We start from the raw sequence: 15,910 nt of genomic DNA on the forward strand, positions 1-15,910 counted from the left end.
CTGTAAATGAATAAATAAAATAAGCCAAGACATAAAATTCTTGGCTACACATAAATCTTGTTTTTAGGCTATTTTACAGTGACAGTAGCTTGCTGCTGAACGCGCTCAAATAACCAGTGTATATCATTGTTATACATACGAATACAACCAAGTGTTGTCCATTTGCCGATTGCTTGATTATTGTTAGTTCCGTGAATCGCATAAGTTGTTCCGTAAGTTCCTGCCATATTTAATCCGAGCCAACGGTCACCAAGTGGATTACGTGGATCGCCGCCTTTAATTTTGCCTGTATAATAAGGGCGATTTTTAATTTTATTTACGATTTGAAAAGTGCCTTTAGGTGTAGGTGTTGCAGCTTTTCCAGTAGCGACAGTAAAACTTTTTATAAATTTTCCATCCTGATAATAATCCATTTTATTTAACTGAGTGTCTACGATTAATTGATCTTTCGTTGTAGCTGCCTCTGCGCTAGCGAATGGAAGAGTTAAAAATCCTAATGATAATAGTGCGCTTAATAATAATTTTTTCATTGTTATTCTCCTTTTACTATCGTAAGAGTCTTACATACAATGAAGTTGTAATCCTCGTAATGCTTTATTTACATTTTCATCTAATGTTTCAAAGAATGTAGTGATTTTGCTGTTGTGTTTGTTGTTGTTATCAATAAGTAATCTTTCATTTAATAAAAGCTCACCACGTAGTCCAAAACTTTGAACTTGAATATTTAGCTCATCTTCATTTTCAGAGATGATTGGTAAGAAATAATGAAAAGCTTTTGTTGGAATGATGTAGCTTTTGCCAATCATGCTTTCTTGATTTGAATTAATCCATTTTTTCGTGACAATTTTAATATTCTTTTTTGAAACGATAAAAGATAGTGTTGTAGATTTTGTTAAACTTACGTCAAATTCACTTGTTTCACATATTTGTAAATTAAAAACGGTTTCATTTTGATGAGATTCAACATTTGTATTAATAAAATCGTGCATTTTATATGCTTCCATTTCGTATTCACCCTTTTTTCAATTTCGAAAAACGACTTATATTTATTCAAATTAATGCTTAGTCATATATTGGTTAAATTTTTCAACAAATTCCGATATAATCTTACAATACGTATATGAAGCTAATATGAAGTTAGCATGAGTTTGTGATGGTTTTTTATTGAGAACAAAATAAGAGAGGTTTTTTAGTGCTAAAAAATGGATAAAATTTGCATGTTATTAATGCGCCTTTTCGCTATTTCGACTTGAAAAATGATTTTTACTATTTAATAAAGAACGAAAATCATTAGTGTGACCCTTACAAAAATGTAATAAAAATGTAAGCTATTGTGATAGTTATTTCGACAATTTTTTTATACAATAATAGTAAGAAGTTGTACGTGATTGAAAGGAGAGATGACATGGAATGGATTCATGAATTATTTCAGCAATACGGGTACTATGTTGTACTTGTCGGCTTGCTGTTAGAATATATTGCACTTCCGTTTCCGGGAGAGCCAACGTTAGCATATGCGGGATTTTTAGCACATAAGGGTGATTTAAGTTTACCGATTTTAATTATTCTATCCTTTATTGGGACAAGTGTAGGAATGACGATTCAATACTTTTTAGGAAATAAATTAGGTATGCCTTTCATTCAAAAGTATGGGAAATACGTATTTTTAACGCAAAGAAAAATTGACTTAACGAGAATGTGGTTTGATAAGTATGGGTACTTCTTAATTTTTATTGGTTTCTTTATTCCTGGTGTACGTCATTTCACAGGATACTTTGCAGGAATTATTAATTTACCATTCCGTCGTTTTGCCATTACAATTTATTCAGGCGCTCTATTTTGGGTATCATTCTTCTTAATCGGTGGTTACTGGTTAGGTGGAAACTTACATGATATCTTTGGAGTGCTAGAAGGTCATATCGGTAAAATCATTTTTGGAGTTATTGTGATTGTAGCGGTTACGTTAGGTATTCGTTTCCGTAAGCAGTTAAAACGAGTATTACTACAAAACGCAAGTTAATATGAAATCCATTCTATGTCAGAATTTAGGAAGTCAGTGCAAAAGCACTGACTTTTTTATTTTTAAGACTATGTTTAATGCAAATTTTACATTCTTTATAGGAATTTGATACAGGATAAGAAATAAGTATCTTGTCAATTATTATAGTCGTAATGACAATTATAATTGACAATTATAAGGATATTATTTACAATTTTAATTAAATAAATGAAAAAGAGGGAAGACATGAAGCTTCAAAATCGAGTGAGGGAATTGCGAGCAAAGCATCGTTTATCACAAGGGGATTTAGGGAAAGCGATTGGATCATCACGGCAAACGATTAGTTTAATTGAGCGCGGGGATTATGCACCATCTATCGTATTGTCGTTAAAAATCGCACAAATTTTCAATGTACCGGTGGAGGAAATATTTACGTTAGTAGAGGGGGAAGAGGACGATGAAGAGTAAACGAAAAAAACAATTTGATTCTGTGGGGAAAATAGCATTAAGTATGATAGGAGGATTTTTAACGTCTTATATAGCTTTAAATTTACTCTCGGATGAACCGAGAAAATTATCATCCAATACATTTATAGGTATATGTACTATTTTTGGAATTTTAATGATGTACTATACTTGGAAGAATACACGTATGTTAGCAGAGGCACGCGATGAAGAAGAGAGCGTACAAGGCAGAAAATTAGGCATTATAAGTATATATTTACGTGTAGGCGATATAGTTACGCAGGCATGGTTTGTATATGCAGTTATTACATGTAGACGTGCACTGTTGCAGGATACAAATGTTTCATTTGCGGTGTGGAATTTAGTAGCTTCTATTGTTTGTTTAACTACTGTAGTAATTATCGGACTTATAACAAAAAATCGTTATAATAAGCTATATCCTGAACAAGGTGTAACGTATATGGAATCTATGAAAATGTGGACGAAAAACGCAGATGAAGGATTAAAGCACATTGTGCATGAGGCTGGATATAAAGCGTATGAATTTACGAATACAATATTGGCATATGTATGGTGGGCTGCCGTTATATATACAGCTGCTAGTGATATCGATTTTGTATTAATTGGCTTAATCTCATTTATTTGGATATTGCATCTCGGGAAGTTCATGTACGAAATGCAGAGAAAAATGATTTATTAAGGGGAGAAAAAGGTGGATATTTTAAGAAGGCCAGCTGGCTCAATGACAGTGGCGCTAATTCTGTCCATTTTATACGGAGTAATCCGAACTGGGAAATTAGAAGTAATTTTGAACCTATGGGCAATAATTGGAATTTTATTGTTAGTGTTAGCCATTCATGAGCTAGGACATGTATTATTTGGTGTAATAGGTGGTTTGACATTTAAATTTATGACAGTAGGACCCATTACTATTCAAAAAGAAAAGGGAAAATTACGCATTCGAGAAAATAAATTGTGGGCGTACTTTGGAGGCGTTGCAACACTAGTACCACCTTCTATAGAGACACCGAATCTTTCAAAAAAGTGGGCGTGGCTCACTTTAGGTGGACCGATTACGAGTTTACTATTTGGTATTACTTCCGGTTACATATACATGGTGAGTTATTATCAATATCTTTTATATTTTTCCTTTTTCCATTTTGCAATCTTTGCGGTTACAATTGTGCCGATAAAAGGAATGCTTATGAGTGATGGGATGCAATTTCTTATTTTAATTAAAGATGATGAAAGAGCTAGAAATCACTTATATGAGATTCAAATATCGAGTGAGTTATTTAGTTATAAAAGACCGAAAGATTGGGATGAAAGGTTAGTAGAATTGAGTGAGGAGAAAATAAAAGAGAATAAAGGGATAAGAGAGATAATGAGTAGACTTATGCTCGTCTTTTTTGCTCGTGCAGATCAAGAGGGAATGGAAAGAGCGATACCGTATATAGAACGAATTGTTCAACTACCTGTAACGAAAGAAAATAAGTTTTTCGTTAGTAGTTTTCATAGTTGGTACCTTTTATATAAAGCCCTTTATCAGATGGATAGTCTTTCTTTGCAAGAAGCAAAGGAACATGCAAAGGCTATTACAAAAATGGACTTAAGTGGATATTACCGTACACAAGGGATTATTAAATATGTAGAGGGCAATATGGAAGCGTCCCGTACTTATATGAAGAAAGCCGATCAAGAATTAAAGAGCGCCGAGAAGAGTGAGATGGGATATTTACAATTAGAAAGAGAATGGTTTAAGCAGCTGAAAGAGAGGGTATCTTACGAAGGGTGAGGTATCCTCTTTTTTCTATGTCATCTTATGCCGTTCCATAAACAGCCTAGGACGAGTAAAATGAGATAAGAAGAGCAAAGCTTGGAGGAAGTAAATATGGAAATCTTATCAATTATTTTGATAGTCTTGCTCATTTATGTTGTTTTTAAAGTGGCATATGTAGCATTAAAGATACTCGCGATCCTATTAATTATCTTTTTAATCGTAGAGTTCGGCAGTAAGTTGCTTGGGGTATAGGGTATGTTGTGCGTTTTGAGTGTCGAAGGATGTCGGTAAATCGATATCCTACGTCGAATCGTTGATATAATGAAAAAATCGTTGATATAAGTGGAGAAACAATCGATATATTTGAAAAATCGTTGATATATTTTAGTGAATACGAAGTGGGGTATATGGAAAAGAAGTTGCCGTGAGGGTAACTTCTTTTTATCGTGATGCGGGGATATGCAAACCAACATAAAAAAGCTGGAAGAGTATCTTCCAGCTTAAGAGTTACTTTCGATTTGGCGACCGCTATCTTCTTCATTGTCTTGTAATAGGTTGAATACGTCTGCTAAGCAGAATGCAATGAACCAAGTCCATAGACCGTGGAAGAAAGCTGAGCTTAATTGAAGTGGTAATGTATAGTTTGTCATTGAGTAGGAAATACATCCACCAACGATTCCGATCATTGTTAATAACATTGTTTTTTGAGCGTTTTCTTCTGGATTGAAGAGGAAGTAAATGTATCCGCCTAAAATTGAAGCGCTTACAAGTGTTTCAATTCCATTAAAAATGATATTCTCTCCAAGCTGTGTGTTTGTCCAGAAGCAGATTGTTCCGCCGATAATAGCAAACAGGACAGCTATTGTATATCGTATATATTGATTCATATGTTCATCTCCTTATGTAATAAGATGATTTGGAAGTCAAAAAGGTAGGTATAGTATATTGAAGTGAGTTTTAATTGTACGTATCTTTTTATAAAAAGATCATTGAAGAGTAACTAAGATGATCGGTTGTTAAAACCGTTACGTGTATGGTGTCTGAAATATACCCGACTGCTCGTTTCTTTTTGCTTGTAAAATAAGAGAAACTTCCAAGTCTATATACTCTTTTTTTTTGAGTCTGCTTTCATTATAACACATTTAGGGACATAATAATAGAATTATCTGATTTTGTAATAAGTGTAAAAAATAAAAAGCGCAAGGAAATACCATTAACGGTGCAGTTTAGTGGAAGAAGGATTTTAATTTATTATGATGAAATATGTAATCAAGGTGAGATCTAAGAAGGAGGCTTAAATACTATAAAAAATGTTTTATAGCATGAATGTAAGGGAGGAGAGCTAACTTGGAGTTCACAACAGAAAGATTAATAATTAGACCTTTTAAGAGTACTGATTTACAGGATGTATTTGTTATTTATAATAGTGATGATACATGTAAGTTCCTATTACATAATAAGTGGACTCATGAAGACATGCAGAAAAGATTTAATAAGAAGTTAGCAAATCATGTACTTACTAAAGAAACAATATTAAGTTTGGCAGTTATATACAAAAATAAAGTAGTTGGTGATTTATCCGTATGGTACACAAATATGAAAGACACTGTTGAGATTGGTTATAGTTTTTTAAATGAAGTAGCTGGGAGAGGTTTGGCGACAGAAGCAGTAAGTAGTTTGGTATTGAAATTATTTAATGAATGTAATGTACATCGTATACAGGCTAATCTTGATGCACGTAATACAGCTTCACAAAAATTGTGTGAACGAATAGGCATGAGGAAGGAAGCCCATTTCATACAAGATTTTTGGAATAAAGATGAATGGACAGATAGTATTGTATATGGAATGCTATCCTCCGATTTGTAGTAATAAACTTAGTGATTTTATTATGCTAAAAGGTACGTTAGTTGAATAACAAAGGGCATAACATATTATATATGACTAATATGTTATGCCCTTTAATTTATTAACCTTTTTATATGCGTTTGAAACGGCCGACAATTTCAACTGTTTCAGTAATGTTCATAAATGCTTTGTTATCCACTTGACGGATAATACGTTTCATTTCGCCTAACTCATAGCGAGTCACGACAGTGTAAATCATTTTTTTCTTATGGTTTGTATAGCCGCCGACAGCGTCTACCATTGTCACCCCGCGTATGCCGTGATGTAGTAGTGCGCTTTTTATTTCCTCGCCTTTTTCTGTAATAGTCATTATCGTTAATTTAATATGTTTCGTATGCACAGCGTCGATAACTTTGCTGACTACAAATCGACTAATTAACGTATAAAGTGTAATATCCCATCCGAAAATAAAACCTGCTGCTACAAGTAAGATTAAGTTGAATACAAATATGATTGCTCCAATTGAAACATCTCGATATTTAGCTACAATCAATCCAACAACATCAAAACCACCTGTTGAAGAAGCAAATCGGAATATAATTCCTGAAGCTGCTCCGCAGATAACACCACCGAATACAGAAGAAAGTAAAATATCGTCTGAAACTTGGTGTACCGGGATAATGTTCATCGCTAACGATGACACAGCTACAAAGTAAGCTGTTAAAAAGGTTGTCTTCTTGCCTAAGTAAAAGTGACTTAAAATAAGAAGAGGAATGTTTAGTAAAAAGATAAGTGCACCGATATTGTAGTGCATTAAATAACCGATAATCATCCCTACACCAGCGAATCCACCGCTAATCATATTATGCGGGATAAAAAACATATTCATAGAAATTGCATACAAAATAGAAGCTATAAAAATAACAACCAACTGTATCATAAATTCTAAGTGAAATGTTTTAGCTGCTGGGAAGGATAAAAAGGCGGTGTCGGGAACGTAATCGGCGTCTCCTAGTTGACCCATAGTATGTTTCATCTCCATATTCATTTTTGATTACAAGAAGAGAATAAAGGTTTTTTCAAAAACTGGCAATAGTTTTATTATAATGCAAAAATTTTATAAATTTCTAATAAATCAAGCCTATTCATTGATGTGTGTGAATATGCTAAAGAAAGCGAATACAACGTTTCTTAATTATTGTTTTCTTGAGAAAATATGCAAAATACTTTTTTTGAAAATAAAAGGAAATAGAGAATATTTGCCCGATGTGCTAAAATGACCTTATTAAGGATGTGAAGCGATGGAATTTTTATTGCAGGATGCAATTCTATATATATCGTTTGTAACGACGGCACTTTGTTTATTAGAAGTTTTCTTCCTTGCTAATGTTTCTCGCTTTGTGCGTCAACAAGCATCAAGCGGTAGACAAAGAGCTTTTGCGTTAGTTGATACATGTGAAGATAGTGCAGGAAATGTACCGCTATTTTCTATTTTTTATAAATATGGAATGATTCGTTCTGTACGCAGACAAGAATCAAGTGAAGAGAATGACGAGGTCGGTCCGTATACGCCAATGTTTCGCTAAATAATTACGAAACATTGGAGGAATGAACATGTTAAAATCATACCGAGCTGTGCTCGTTAGTTTATCATTATTACTTGTTTTTGTTTTATCTGGTTGCAGTAATACAGCCCCAATTGATGCACATAGTACGGGGATTTGGGATCATTATTTTGTATATCCAATCTCGTTTATGATTCAATTTGTTGCTCATCACATACCTGGAGCTAGCTTCGGGATTGCTATCATTATTATGACGCTCGTTATTCGTTCAGCCATGATTCCATTAGCTGTTTCGCAATATCGTAGCCAAGCGAAAATGAAGAAAATGCAACCTGAATTGCAGAAGCTAAAGAAGAAATACGGTGATGTAAGCAAAGACCTTGAAAAACAAAAGCAGTATCAAAAAGAAATGTCAGAACTAATGAAATCAGGCGGTTGGAATCCACTTGCTGGTTGCTGGCCATTATTAATACAAATGCCGATTTTCTCTGCTTTGTATTATGCGATTAGCAGAACGGAAGAGATTCGCACATCTTCGTTTTTATGGGTGAACTTAGGACATGCAGATCCATATCATATATTACCGATTATTGCAGCGTTAACGACATTTATTCAGATGAAAGTTTTCCAATCGAATATCACACCTGGAGAACAAGTACAGATGCTAAAGATGCAGCAAATTATGATGCCGGCAATGATTCTATTTATGGGGTTTGCGGCGCCATCAGGACTTGTATTGTACTGGATAACAGGTAACTTATTTACAATGACACAAACAATTGTATTAAGAAAAATAATGGAACGTGAAGAATTACAATTACAAAAAGCATAGAGAAACACCGCTCATTACGAGCGGTGTTTTTTTGTTAAGTCGTTAAGGAAATGTTAAGAAACCGACATTACTATAGGCATTGTATACGAAAGTGTACATGCATTAGAAATATGAAGGAGGAAATTTCCTATGAAGAAGAAAACAGTTGGGTATTTAGCGATTGCAGGTGCGTTATCATTCGGAATCATTGGAGGAGTCGGCATTCCGGCATTCGCGGCAACGAATACTCCAGCAGTGGATCAGCCTGTAAAAACGGCGAAAAAGGATTTGGATGACGCTACAAAACAAAAAGTAAAAACAATTATGGACGATACAAAGAAACAGTTAGAGGAACTAGGTGTAAAGCTTCCAGAGAAAGAGAAGCGTAAAGACATGTTTGCAGGATTAGATGAACAGGCGAAAGAAAAAGCGAAGTCAATTTTAGAGCAAGAGAAGTCTGGTAAATTAACACGAGAACAAGCAAAAGAAGAATTAACAAAATTAGGCGTGAAGTTGCCGGAAAAGGGTAAGCACAAAGAAATGTTTGCGGGATTAGATGAACAGGCGAAAGAAAAAGCGAAGTCAATTTTAGAGCAAGAAAAGTCCGGAAAATTAACACGAGAACAAGCAAAAGAGGAATTAACAAAGCTAGGCGTGAAAATGTCGGAGAAAGGTAAGCATGGAGATATGCTTGCTAATTTAGATGAACAGACGAAAGAAAAAGTGAAGTCAATTTTAGAGCAAAAGAAATCCGGAAAATTAACGCATGAGCAAGCAAAAGAAGAATTAACAAAATTAGGTGTGAAACTTCCAGAGAAAGAGAAGCATGAAGACATCTTTGCTGGATTAGATGAAGCAACAAAAACAAAAGCAAAAGCGATTTTAGATAATGAAAAGAAACAATTAGAGACATTGAATGTTGATTTACCGCATCAAAAGTTTTTTATGAAAAAAGACGATAAATAATTGATTTATGTATCTTTCGTGGGGCAACCGGAAGGTACGTGCGAGGACCGATTTCTACTTATAGAAATCGGTCTCTTTTAATGATTTAATAAAATTCTTTTCATTGTTAGTATGTATCCGAAGACGCAGTAGAAGATTGCAAAACCGATAAACACTTCTGTATATTGATATTTACCCAATACGTAGAAGGAAACAGCTGGTATAATAGCTACCGCTAAAATGCTATAACCAGGATACTTGTGCCGATGCATGATAGCGAATAGAACAGAAAGAAACGTAGCAATGATACAAAAGACAGCAATCATTATTGGTGCACCTCCTAAATGGATTATACCATTTTTAGGGAAATGGAGAAGTGTCGTACCTTCTGTTATAATATAAGAAGAGAAATATTTCTTATGTTATATAAAAAATATATTGATTTTTTCTAACAATTCAATATAATGAACAATAACTACAAAATTCGACATCAAGAAGTAATGATGAGGACACGATCAATTTTTTACGATTCTCAGAGAGGGAAGCCTTTGGCTGTGAGCTTCCTAATACGGAAAAGTAGATTACCACCTCTGAACTGCAGCAGTGAACGAGCATCTAGTAATTGCTTGCCGGCAAAAACCGTTATTTAGACTTGAGAAATTGGTGAAGTGTGTTACTTTACGAATTGAAACAAGGGTGGAACCACGAATACAACACTCGTCCCTTTTTTAGGGAGGAGTGTTTTTTTATTTCATTTTTGCATCACACTAGGATTGGAAGGAGGATACGCAGCATGCATCATGATGAGAAGAACAAAATTGGTTTAACAGTAGCACTTTCTATCGTAGTAGGAACGATTATTGGATCTGGTGTGTTCATGAAACCAGGGAGCGTATTAGATTACTCGGGGAGTTCTAATATGGCCATTCTTGCTTGGGTAATTGGTGGTCTGTTGACGCTAGCAAGTGGTTTAACAGTAGCTGAAATTGGAGCGCAAATCCCGAAAAATGGTGGGTTGTATACGTATTTAGAGGAGATTTACGGAAGTTTTTGGGGATATTTATCAGGTTGGATGCAAACAATTGTTTATGGACCTGCTATTATCGGAACATTAGGTTTATACTTTAGTTCTTTAATGATTAATTTTTTCTATTTAGATAAAGTGTGGAATTTACCAATCGCAATTGGAACGGTTGTGTTCCTTGGCGTTGTAAATAGTATGGGAACAAAATACGGAGGTATCGTTCAAACAATCACGACAATTGGGAAGATGATTCCGATTGTGTTAATTGTTGTGCTAGGTTTCTGGAAAGGGAATAGCGATATCTTTAACGTAGTTGTGCCGATATCGGAAAATCAAAGTATCGGAATGGCAATTTTAGCAACGTTATTTGCTTATGACGGCTGGATTTTACTTGCTTCGATTGGTGGAGAAATGAAGAATCCAACAAAGTTATTACCGAAAGCAATGACAGTAGGGATTTTAATCGTAACGGCTGCTTACGTATTAATTAACTTGGCGTTATTAAATGTATTACCAGCAGCGAAAATTGTAGACCTTGGAGAAAATGCAACAGCGACAGCTGCGGGCATGTTACTTGGAGAATATGGCGGAAAAATTATTAGTATCGGTATTATCGTTTCTATTTTCGGTTGTTTAAATGGAAAGATTTTAACATTCCCACGTATTCCAATGTCTATGGCAGAGCGTGGACAACTTCCATTTTCTAAGTTTATTGCAAAGGAAAGTCCGAGATTTAAAACACCAGCAAATGCGATTACTGTTGAAATCATTTTAGGAATTATTTTAATGATTATTAGTGATCCGAATAAGCTATCTGAGATTTCCGTATTCATTATTTATATTTTCTATGTAATGACGTTTATTGGTGTCTTCATTTTAAGAAAACGTAATAAGAATAAAGAGCGTGCATATAGTGTGCCGTTATTCCCAATCGTACCAATCGTAGCGATTTTAGGTTCGTTCTTTGTAATTGGTAGTGCAATTATCAATGATCCGGTAAGTTGTTTCTTATCAATTGGAATTGTCTTTACGGGACTTCCGGTGTATTGGTATTTAAATAAGAAGAAAGAAACAGAATGATGGAAGGGTAGGCGTATAATACGCCTACCTTTTTTACTGTAAAAAAATTATACTTGCGTCCGCTTTCTATTTTGGTTACTATAGTCGTAGTAACCAAAATAGAAAGCGTGGGGAAAGACTTGAATTTTCGTGTTTATATTTTAGCTATCGCGGCTTTCGTAGTCGGAACGGTTGAGTTAATTATAGGAGGAACGCTCGATTTAGTTGCCAATGATTTAGGAGTATCTATTAGCGCAGCTGGTCAGCTTATAACAATATTTTCGGTAGTATTTGCTTTGTCAGGTCCAGTTTTATTAGCTGTGACAGGGAAGTTTGAAAGAAAAACATTGTATGTTGGAGCATTATCGATTTTCTTAATCGGAAATATTATTTCCGCGTTTAGTGTGAATTACGGAATGCTAATGTTCTCAAGGGTTATTTGTGCGGCGAGTGGTTCATTAATTATTGCACTATCGGTAACACTTGCGTCTAGTGTAGTAGAACCACATTTTCGTGCGCGTGCAATTGGAATCATTTTTATGGGAATTAGTGGATCACTTGTACTTGGAGTACCGCTTGGTCTTGTACTCGGAAATGCATACGGATGGCGTGCACCATTTGTATTAATTTCTGTATTAACAGTTATGGCAATAGCTTGTATTTCATTGTTCTTAACGAAAGTACCACCGACATCGGTATTATCAATAAAAGAACAACTTGCTACTTTAAAAGATAAAAAAATTGTAAGTGCACAGTTAACATCATTTTTGTTTTTAACGGGGCATTTAACATTGTATGCATATTTAACACCGTTTTTAAAAGATGTCATGCATGTTGAAGCAAACTGGATTAGTGTGTTTTACTTTATTTTCGGAATCGCAGCAGTAATCGGCGGCGGATTCGGTGGCTGGCTTGCTGATAAATGGGGATCGAAGAAAAGTATTATTTCTATCATTATCGTATTTGCGTGTGCAATCTTCATACTGCCATTAATGACATTCTCATTCCCGCTCTTCATCATTATGATGGGACTTTGGAGTATGCTGAGCTGGGCGATTTCACCAGCACAGCAAAATTATTTAATTGAAATTGCTCCGGAATCCGCTGGTATTCAGCAAGGTTTAAATAACTCTGCGCTTCATTTAGGAATTGCACTTGGTTCAACAGTAGGCGGAGTTGTTATTGAAAAATCATCTGTTATGTATAATGCTTGGGTAGGCGGTGGCTTTATTATATTAGCACTGCTTTGCGCGATTTTCTCGATTACGAGAGGACGCTCTACTCAGTTCGTGAAAGAAGAATCTATCATTTGATAGGTTCTTTTTTTATTTGTAAAAAATTGCAGGTTTTAGTAAGAATATGGAGAATTGGTATGTAGCGAGGTGATGGGAAAATGGTGTTTAATTTCTCGATATTCGGTATAATACTTACACTATTACCGATAGTTGTAGCTGTTTTTGTATTAGGCTGGATTCGTTGCATCTATCAAAATTCAGAGAAACAAGTGGAGCAAAATGAGAAAATCATTGAGCTGTTGATGGAGATAAAGGAACAAAACGAAAAGGAGTCTAAGTGAAAAATTAGACTCCTTTTTATTATTTAATTAGTATCTCAACTTCATCAACAAACTCTTAATTTCATCATCTTCCATAAAGAGATCGTGGTGCTTCTGGGTGATCTTTGCAAGTGCAACGTCGTGATAGAAAAATTCTGTAAAGAACTTTACGAAAGGTTGTGACATTGTTTTCATCGCTTGCCATGACTCTTGTTCTACGCCAGCAAATAAAATTTCACGATCGTCAACGATGAGTAGCAAGTAGCGCTCTAATGCATTAGGTTCTTCAGCTGGGATTAGAAAATGCATGTTTTCTAAGTCTGTTTCTACTTCTCCAACAATAAGGGATTCAATTTGAACACCTTGTTTTGCTTTTTGTTCTAGTAAAGGGAGATATTCTAAAAGAGTATCATTCCAAGCTGAAATACGGATTGATTCTTGTGCACTTTCAATGAGTTCTTTACTTTGAACTCGAATAGAAGATTGCATTTTTAAGCTCCACACACGGTCATCTGTAAATGATTTTTTTGATATATTTGTTTCCAGTTCTTTAATATTTGATTGGAATTCTGTCGTTAATTTTTCAATTGCTAGTTTTAGTGGTAATGCTGTATACAATTTTTTCTTTTCTGAAACAGAATCCATTACCATTCCTTTATCGATTAGGCGTGCTAGCACTTCATATATTTTTGCTTTTGGAACACCTGAATGCTTCACAATTGTTGTAGCATCTAATGGTTCATTGCTTGATACGACAACTTCATAAGCTTGGCTTTCATATTGTGAGAAACCGAATTTTTGTAACATAGTTCCCTCCGAACGAATGAGATTATATTTTAAGGATAATGAACTATTTGTTTTTGCACAAGTGGTAGTCCGTTTTCTAATTGTATTAAGGTGAGAATTAATTTCAATTTTTTAATTTTATCTATTATACTTAATATAATGATTAATATAATTATATTAAAATGAGAAGGGTAATTAACTGTTACGATTTATTTAACCAATTATAACGAAAGTTAATTAAATATATCAGTAAGCCCTGCTAGTCAAGTGATTGGCTAGTAGTGAGGGTTAAATGCGGGCAATCCCTAAAGCTGATTGAACTACAACGTGGCCAGAAATGGTGAGCGTGAATGTCGCGAAAGCAGAAAAAATCAATCAGATGGTGCAAGGTTAAATCCTAAACACTAGAACAATGGGTCTTCCGCCTCGAATCATCTAAGTCAAAAGTGATAAGATGAACGTTCAACGACTATCTCGTATAACTGACGAGAGTACATCACAAGCCTATGGTGGTGGAAAAATCCTCTATCTTTAAGTAGATAAACATATAGTCTGCGCTCATGTGAAAACATGAGAAGTTCATAAGAGAACTGGCTAAGGAATTGCGCCCTTAGTTGAACAAGATAAATTTTATTGAATCTATCAAACTTTATTGAAGATATCGAACGTACGTGCTATGTTAGGTTCAATGAGGTGAGAATAATAATGAAATTTTCACGAGTTAGTCAAGTATCAGAATTAACAGGTTTGCATCCGAGTAGTCTCAGGAGAATGCTGGTGGAACACGCTACGATTCAGAAGAACAAATCTTTCATTAAAGGAGTTACATTCTGATGATATTGGCGAAGAAAGTTAGAATGATTCCAACGCCTGAACAAGAACAAGTGCTTAGAAACCATGCTGGTGCTGCAAGATTCGCTTATAACTATTGTAAAAGAATGAGTGATAGATATTATAAGCTATTTGGAAAATCTGTTTCACAGTTAGCTTTACAGAAACGATTTACAAAGATCAAGAAGCGAAAGAGATATGAGTGGTTAAAGGACATCAATGCACAAGTTCCCAAACAGGCTTCAAAAGATTTTGATACGGCGAGAAAAAATTCGTTCAAAAAGTACAAAAATGGTTCTCACACTTCTTATAAATCCAAAAAAGATTTAATTCAAGGATTTTATGCCAATTATGAAAGACTGGTTATAGGAAAGAAAGTCGTTCATATTCAGTCTATTGGAGAAGTGAAAACAAGCCAACAACTACCAAGAAATAAAAAACCATCAAATCCAAGAGTTACCTTTGACGGTCGTCACTGGTGGATGAGTGTAGGGTTCCAAGAAGACTTTGAATCACGAGAATTAACCGATGAGTCGATTGGTGTGGATGTTGGTTTAAAAGAGCTGTTTGTAGCTTCTAATGGTATGAAAGAACGAAATATAAACAAAGATGCTAAGGTTAAAAAACTTTTGAAAAGGAAAAAGTCAGCGCAAAGAGATATGTCTAGGAGATTTAAAAAAGGTGTGAAAATTCAATCCGCCGGATATGAAAAAGCGAAAGCTGAGCACCTGCGGTTATCTAGGAAAATTACGAATATCCGAAATAACCATATCCATCAAGCAACAGCTAAATTGGTGAAAACCAAACCAATGAGAATTGTTGTGGAAGACTTATCTATTTCAAACCTGTTAAAAAACAAAAAACTATCGAAAGCATTTTCATTTCAAAAATTAAACTTCTTCTTTCAATGTTTGTCATACAAGTGCGAGAAGTACGGCATTGCGTATGTAAAAGCTGATAAATGGTTCGCTTCAAGCAAGATTTGCTCATGTTGCGGCGTTAAATACGACCATTCAGTTCAACCAGAAGGACAGTGGAGTTTAAAGATTCGTGAATGGCGTTGTGCTTCATGCAATAGCCATCACGATAGGGATGTAAATGCTTCGATAAATTTATCAAGATGGGTAAAATAAATGCTTGATAATAGGAGGTAACGATACTGCCTCGTGTGGAGTGTTATACCCCTCGTCCCTTCGGGGTTGCGAGAACACGATGAAGCACTAACTCGTGTAAATTTTATTG

Annotated in this window: 19 protein-coding genes and 1 other annotated feature; of the genes, 13 read left to right on the forward strand and 6 right to left on the reverse strand. The window is 34.9% G+C overall.

Annotation, left to right across the window (positions count from 1 at the left end):
* Nucleotides 1-68: 68 nt before the first annotated feature.
* Together ACS2QP_RS11675 and ACS2QP_RS11680 are read right to left on the reverse strand one after the other, a co-directional pair.
* On the reverse strand, nucleotides 69-530 hold the full coding sequence (locus ACS2QP_RS11675) for a L,D-transpeptidase (protein ID WP_000735058.1): 462 nt from the start codon (nucleotides 528-530) through the stop codon (nucleotides 69-71).
* Nucleotides 531-560: 30 nt separating this feature from the next.
* Complete coding sequence (locus ACS2QP_RS11680) at nucleotides 561-1,004, reverse strand: DUF3978 family protein (RefSeq protein WP_000388769.1); 444 nt, start codon at nucleotides 1,002-1,004, stop codon at nucleotides 561-563.
* Nucleotides 1,005-1,405: 401 nt separating this feature from the next.
* Between ACS2QP_RS11680 and ACS2QP_RS11685 the strand changes: the two genes are divergently transcribed.
* From ACS2QP_RS11685 to ACS2QP_RS11705, 5 genes are all read left to right on the forward strand, one after another.
* Nucleotides 1,406-2,020 (forward strand): DedA family protein, encoded by a 615-nt coding sequence (locus tag ACS2QP_RS11685; RefSeq protein WP_000454754.1) that lies wholly within the window; start codon nucleotides 1,406-1,408, stop codon nucleotides 2,018-2,020.
* Between the two features lie 225 nt (nucleotides 2,021-2,245).
* Nucleotides 2,246-2,467: a helix-turn-helix transcriptional regulator gene (locus ACS2QP_RS11690; protein ID WP_000776168.1), complete on the forward strand. Its 222-nt coding sequence runs from the start codon at nucleotides 2,246-2,248 to the stop codon at nucleotides 2,465-2,467.
* The gene (locus ACS2QP_RS11695; RefSeq protein ID WP_000837714.1) at nucleotides 2,457-3,164 is read left to right on the forward strand and encodes a DUF3169 family protein; all 708 of its coding nucleotides are present in this window, start codon (nucleotides 2,457-2,459) and stop codon (nucleotides 3,162-3,164) included. Before ACS2QP_RS11690 ends, ACS2QP_RS11695 begins: the two co-directional genes overlap by 11 nt.
* Nucleotides 3,165-3,206: 42 nt before the next feature.
* On the forward strand, nucleotides 3,207-4,259 hold the full coding sequence (locus ACS2QP_RS11700; RefSeq protein WP_438882461.1) for a site-2 protease family protein: 1,053 nt from the start codon (nucleotides 3,207-3,209) through the stop codon (nucleotides 4,257-4,259).
* 96 nt (nucleotides 4,260-4,355) lie between these two features.
* Nucleotides 4,356-4,496, forward strand: coding sequence for a DUF3985 family protein (locus tag ACS2QP_RS11705; protein WP_078420909.1), 141 nt, complete (start codon nucleotides 4,356-4,358; stop codon nucleotides 4,494-4,496).
* Nucleotides 4,497-4,744: 248 nt separating this feature from the next.
* On the opposite strand, the gene ACS2QP_RS11710 is transcribed toward ACS2QP_RS11705, so the two are convergent.
* A complete protein-coding gene (locus ACS2QP_RS11710) occupies nucleotides 4,745-5,131 on the reverse strand; it encodes a DUF3938 domain-containing protein (protein ID WP_001077773.1) in 387 nt (128 codons plus the stop codon).
* A gap of 460 nt (nucleotides 5,132-5,591) precedes the next feature.
* On the opposite strand from ACS2QP_RS11710, the gene ACS2QP_RS11715 reads away from it, so the two are divergent.
* On the forward strand, nucleotides 5,592-6,113 hold the full coding sequence (locus tag ACS2QP_RS11715) for a GNAT family N-acetyltransferase (RefSeq protein ID WP_438882450.1): 522 nt from the start codon (nucleotides 5,592-5,594) through the stop codon (nucleotides 6,111-6,113).
* Nucleotides 6,114-6,222: 109 nt separating this feature from the next.
* On the opposite strand, the gene ACS2QP_RS11720 is transcribed toward ACS2QP_RS11715, so the two are convergent.
* A complete protein-coding gene (locus ACS2QP_RS11720) occupies nucleotides 6,223-7,116 on the reverse strand; it encodes a YitT family protein (RefSeq protein WP_000530044.1) in 894 nt (297 codons plus the stop codon).
* A gap of 277 nt (nucleotides 7,117-7,393) precedes the next feature.
* Here ACS2QP_RS11720 and ACS2QP_RS11725 point away from each other — a divergent pair, with 277 nt between their 5' ends.
* The 3 genes from ACS2QP_RS11725 (at nucleotide 7,394) to ACS2QP_RS11735 (ending at nucleotide 9,434) form a co-directional block, all read left to right on the forward strand.
* The gene (locus tag ACS2QP_RS11725; RefSeq protein ID WP_000394930.1) at nucleotides 7,394-7,678 is read left to right on the forward strand and encodes a hypothetical protein; all 285 of its coding nucleotides are present in this window, start codon (nucleotides 7,394-7,396) and stop codon (nucleotides 7,676-7,678) included.
* A 28-nt stretch (nucleotides 7,679-7,706) separates the two neighbouring features.
* The gene (gene yidC, locus ACS2QP_RS11730) at nucleotides 7,707-8,489 is read left to right on the forward strand and encodes a membrane protein insertase YidC (RefSeq protein ID WP_017674525.1); all 783 of its coding nucleotides are present in this window, start codon (nucleotides 7,707-7,709) and stop codon (nucleotides 8,487-8,489) included.
* A gap of 129 nt (nucleotides 8,490-8,618) precedes the next feature.
* Nucleotides 8,619-9,434, forward strand: a complete 816-nt coding sequence (locus ACS2QP_RS11735; protein ID WP_438882451.1) for a hypothetical protein — start codon at nucleotides 8,619-8,621, stop codon at nucleotides 9,432-9,434.
* 77 nt (nucleotides 9,435-9,511) lie between these two features.
* Here ACS2QP_RS11735 and ACS2QP_RS11740 read toward each other — a convergent pair whose 3' ends face one another.
* Nucleotides 9,512-9,739: a hypothetical protein gene (locus ACS2QP_RS11740; RefSeq protein WP_000562239.1), complete on the reverse strand. Its 228-nt coding sequence runs from the start codon at nucleotides 9,737-9,739 to the stop codon at nucleotides 9,512-9,514.
* Between the two features lie 165 nt (nucleotides 9,740-9,904).
* Nucleotides 9,905-10,141: a binding site (T-box leader), on the forward strand.
* A 65-nt stretch (nucleotides 10,142-10,206) separates the two neighbouring features.
* Here ACS2QP_RS11740 and ACS2QP_RS11745 point away from each other — a divergent pair.
* The 3 genes from ACS2QP_RS11745 to ACS2QP_RS11755 all read left to right on the forward strand — a co-directional run bounded on the left by ACS2QP_RS11745 (nucleotide 10,207) and on the right by ACS2QP_RS11755 (nucleotide 13,072).
* Nucleotides 10,207-11,517: an APC family permease gene (locus ACS2QP_RS11745; RefSeq protein WP_000546311.1), complete on the forward strand. Its 1,311-nt coding sequence runs from the start codon at nucleotides 10,207-10,209 to the stop codon at nucleotides 11,515-11,517.
* 53 nt (nucleotides 11,518-11,570) lie between these two features.
* Nucleotides 11,571-12,809 carry an MFS transporter gene (locus tag ACS2QP_RS11750; protein ID WP_153582596.1) on the forward strand — a complete coding sequence of 413 codons (1,239 nt, stop codon included), beginning with the start codon at nucleotides 11,571-11,573 and terminating at the stop codon, nucleotides 12,807-12,809.
* 80 nt (nucleotides 12,810-12,889) lie between these two features.
* On the forward strand, nucleotides 12,890-13,072 hold the full coding sequence (locus ACS2QP_RS11755) for a hypothetical protein (protein ID WP_098583817.1): 183 nt from the start codon (nucleotides 12,890-12,892) through the stop codon (nucleotides 13,070-13,072).
* Nucleotides 13,073-13,099: 27 nt separating this feature from the next.
* Here the strand turns inward: ACS2QP_RS11755 and ACS2QP_RS11760 are convergent, their stop codons facing one another.
* Nucleotides 13,100-13,858, reverse strand: a complete 759-nt coding sequence (locus tag ACS2QP_RS11760) for a TrmB family transcriptional regulator (RefSeq protein WP_016125651.1) — start codon at nucleotides 13,856-13,858, stop codon at nucleotides 13,100-13,102.
* Between the two features lie 812 nt (nucleotides 13,859-14,670).
* Here ACS2QP_RS11760 and ACS2QP_RS11765 point away from each other — a divergent pair.
* Nucleotides 14,671-15,801 carry a transposase gene (locus ACS2QP_RS11765; protein WP_326263271.1) on the forward strand — a complete coding sequence of 377 codons (1,131 nt, stop codon included), beginning with the start codon at nucleotides 14,671-14,673 and terminating at the stop codon, nucleotides 15,799-15,801.
* The last annotated feature ends 109 nt before the right edge of the window (nucleotides 15,802-15,910 follow it).

The sequence above is a fragment of the Bacillus cereus group sp. Bce019 genome, assembly GCF_051781745.1.
GTDB lineage: Bacteria > Bacillota > Bacilli > Bacillales > Bacillaceae_G > Bacillus_A > Bacillus_A cereus.

What these genes read in the sequence shown, in the direction of transcription:
- ACS2QP_RS11755 (WP_098583817.1), top strand. Translation starts at nt 12,890, where the DNA reads ATGGTGTTTAATTTCTCGATATTCGGTATAATACTTACACTATTACCG.
- ACS2QP_RS11760 (WP_016125651.1), bottom strand. Translation starts at nt 13,858, where the DNA reads ATGTTACAAAAATTCGGTTTCTCACAATATGAAAGCCAAGCTTATGAA.
- ACS2QP_RS11695 (WP_000837714.1), top strand. Translation starts at nt 2,457, where the DNA reads ATGAAGAGTAAACGAAAAAAACAATTTGATTCTGTGGGGAAAATAGCA.
- ACS2QP_RS11720 (WP_000530044.1), bottom strand. Translation starts at nt 7,116, where the DNA reads ATGGGTCAACTAGGAGACGCCGATTACGTTCCCGACACCGCCTTTTTA.
- ACS2QP_RS11745 (WP_000546311.1), top strand. Translation starts at nt 10,207, where the DNA reads ATGCATCATGATGAGAAGAACAAAATTGGTTTAACAGTAGCACTTTCT.
- ACS2QP_RS11680 (WP_000388769.1), bottom strand. Translation starts at nt 1,004, where the DNA reads ATGGAAGCATATAAAATGCACGATTTTATTAATACAAATGTTGAATCT.
- ACS2QP_RS11675 (WP_000735058.1), bottom strand. Translation starts at nt 530, where the DNA reads ATGAAAAAATTATTATTAAGCGCACTATTATCATTAGGATTTTTAACT.
- ACS2QP_RS11700 (WP_438882461.1), top strand. Translation starts at nt 3,207, where the DNA reads ATGACAGTGGCGCTAATTCTGTCCATTTTATACGGAGTAATCCGAACT.
- ACS2QP_RS11685 (WP_000454754.1), top strand. Translation starts at nt 1,406, where the DNA reads ATGGAATGGATTCATGAATTATTTCAGCAATACGGGTACTATGTTGTA.
- ACS2QP_RS11765 (WP_326263271.1), top strand. Translation starts at nt 14,671, where the DNA reads ATGATATTGGCGAAGAAAGTTAGAATGATTCCAACGCCTGAACAAGAA.
- ACS2QP_RS11705 (WP_078420909.1), top strand. Translation starts at nt 4,356, where the DNA reads ATGGAAATCTTATCAATTATTTTGATAGTCTTGCTCATTTATGTTGTT.
- ACS2QP_RS11710 (WP_001077773.1), bottom strand. Translation starts at nt 5,131, where the DNA reads ATGAATCAATATATACGATATACAATAGCTGTCCTGTTTGCTATTATC.
- ACS2QP_RS11735 (WP_438882451.1), top strand. Translation starts at nt 8,619, where the DNA reads ATGAAGAAGAAAACAGTTGGGTATTTAGCGATTGCAGGTGCGTTATCA.
- yidC (WP_017674525.1), top strand. Translation starts at nt 7,707, where the DNA reads ATGTTAAAATCATACCGAGCTGTGCTCGTTAGTTTATCATTATTACTT.
- ACS2QP_RS11725 (WP_000394930.1), top strand. Translation starts at nt 7,394, where the DNA reads ATGGAATTTTTATTGCAGGATGCAATTCTATATATATCGTTTGTAACG.
- ACS2QP_RS11690 (WP_000776168.1), top strand. Translation starts at nt 2,246, where the DNA reads ATGAAGCTTCAAAATCGAGTGAGGGAATTGCGAGCAAAGCATCGTTTA.
- ACS2QP_RS11740 (WP_000562239.1), bottom strand. Translation starts at nt 9,739, where the DNA reads ATGATTGCTGTCTTTTGTATCATTGCTACGTTTCTTTCTGTTCTATTC.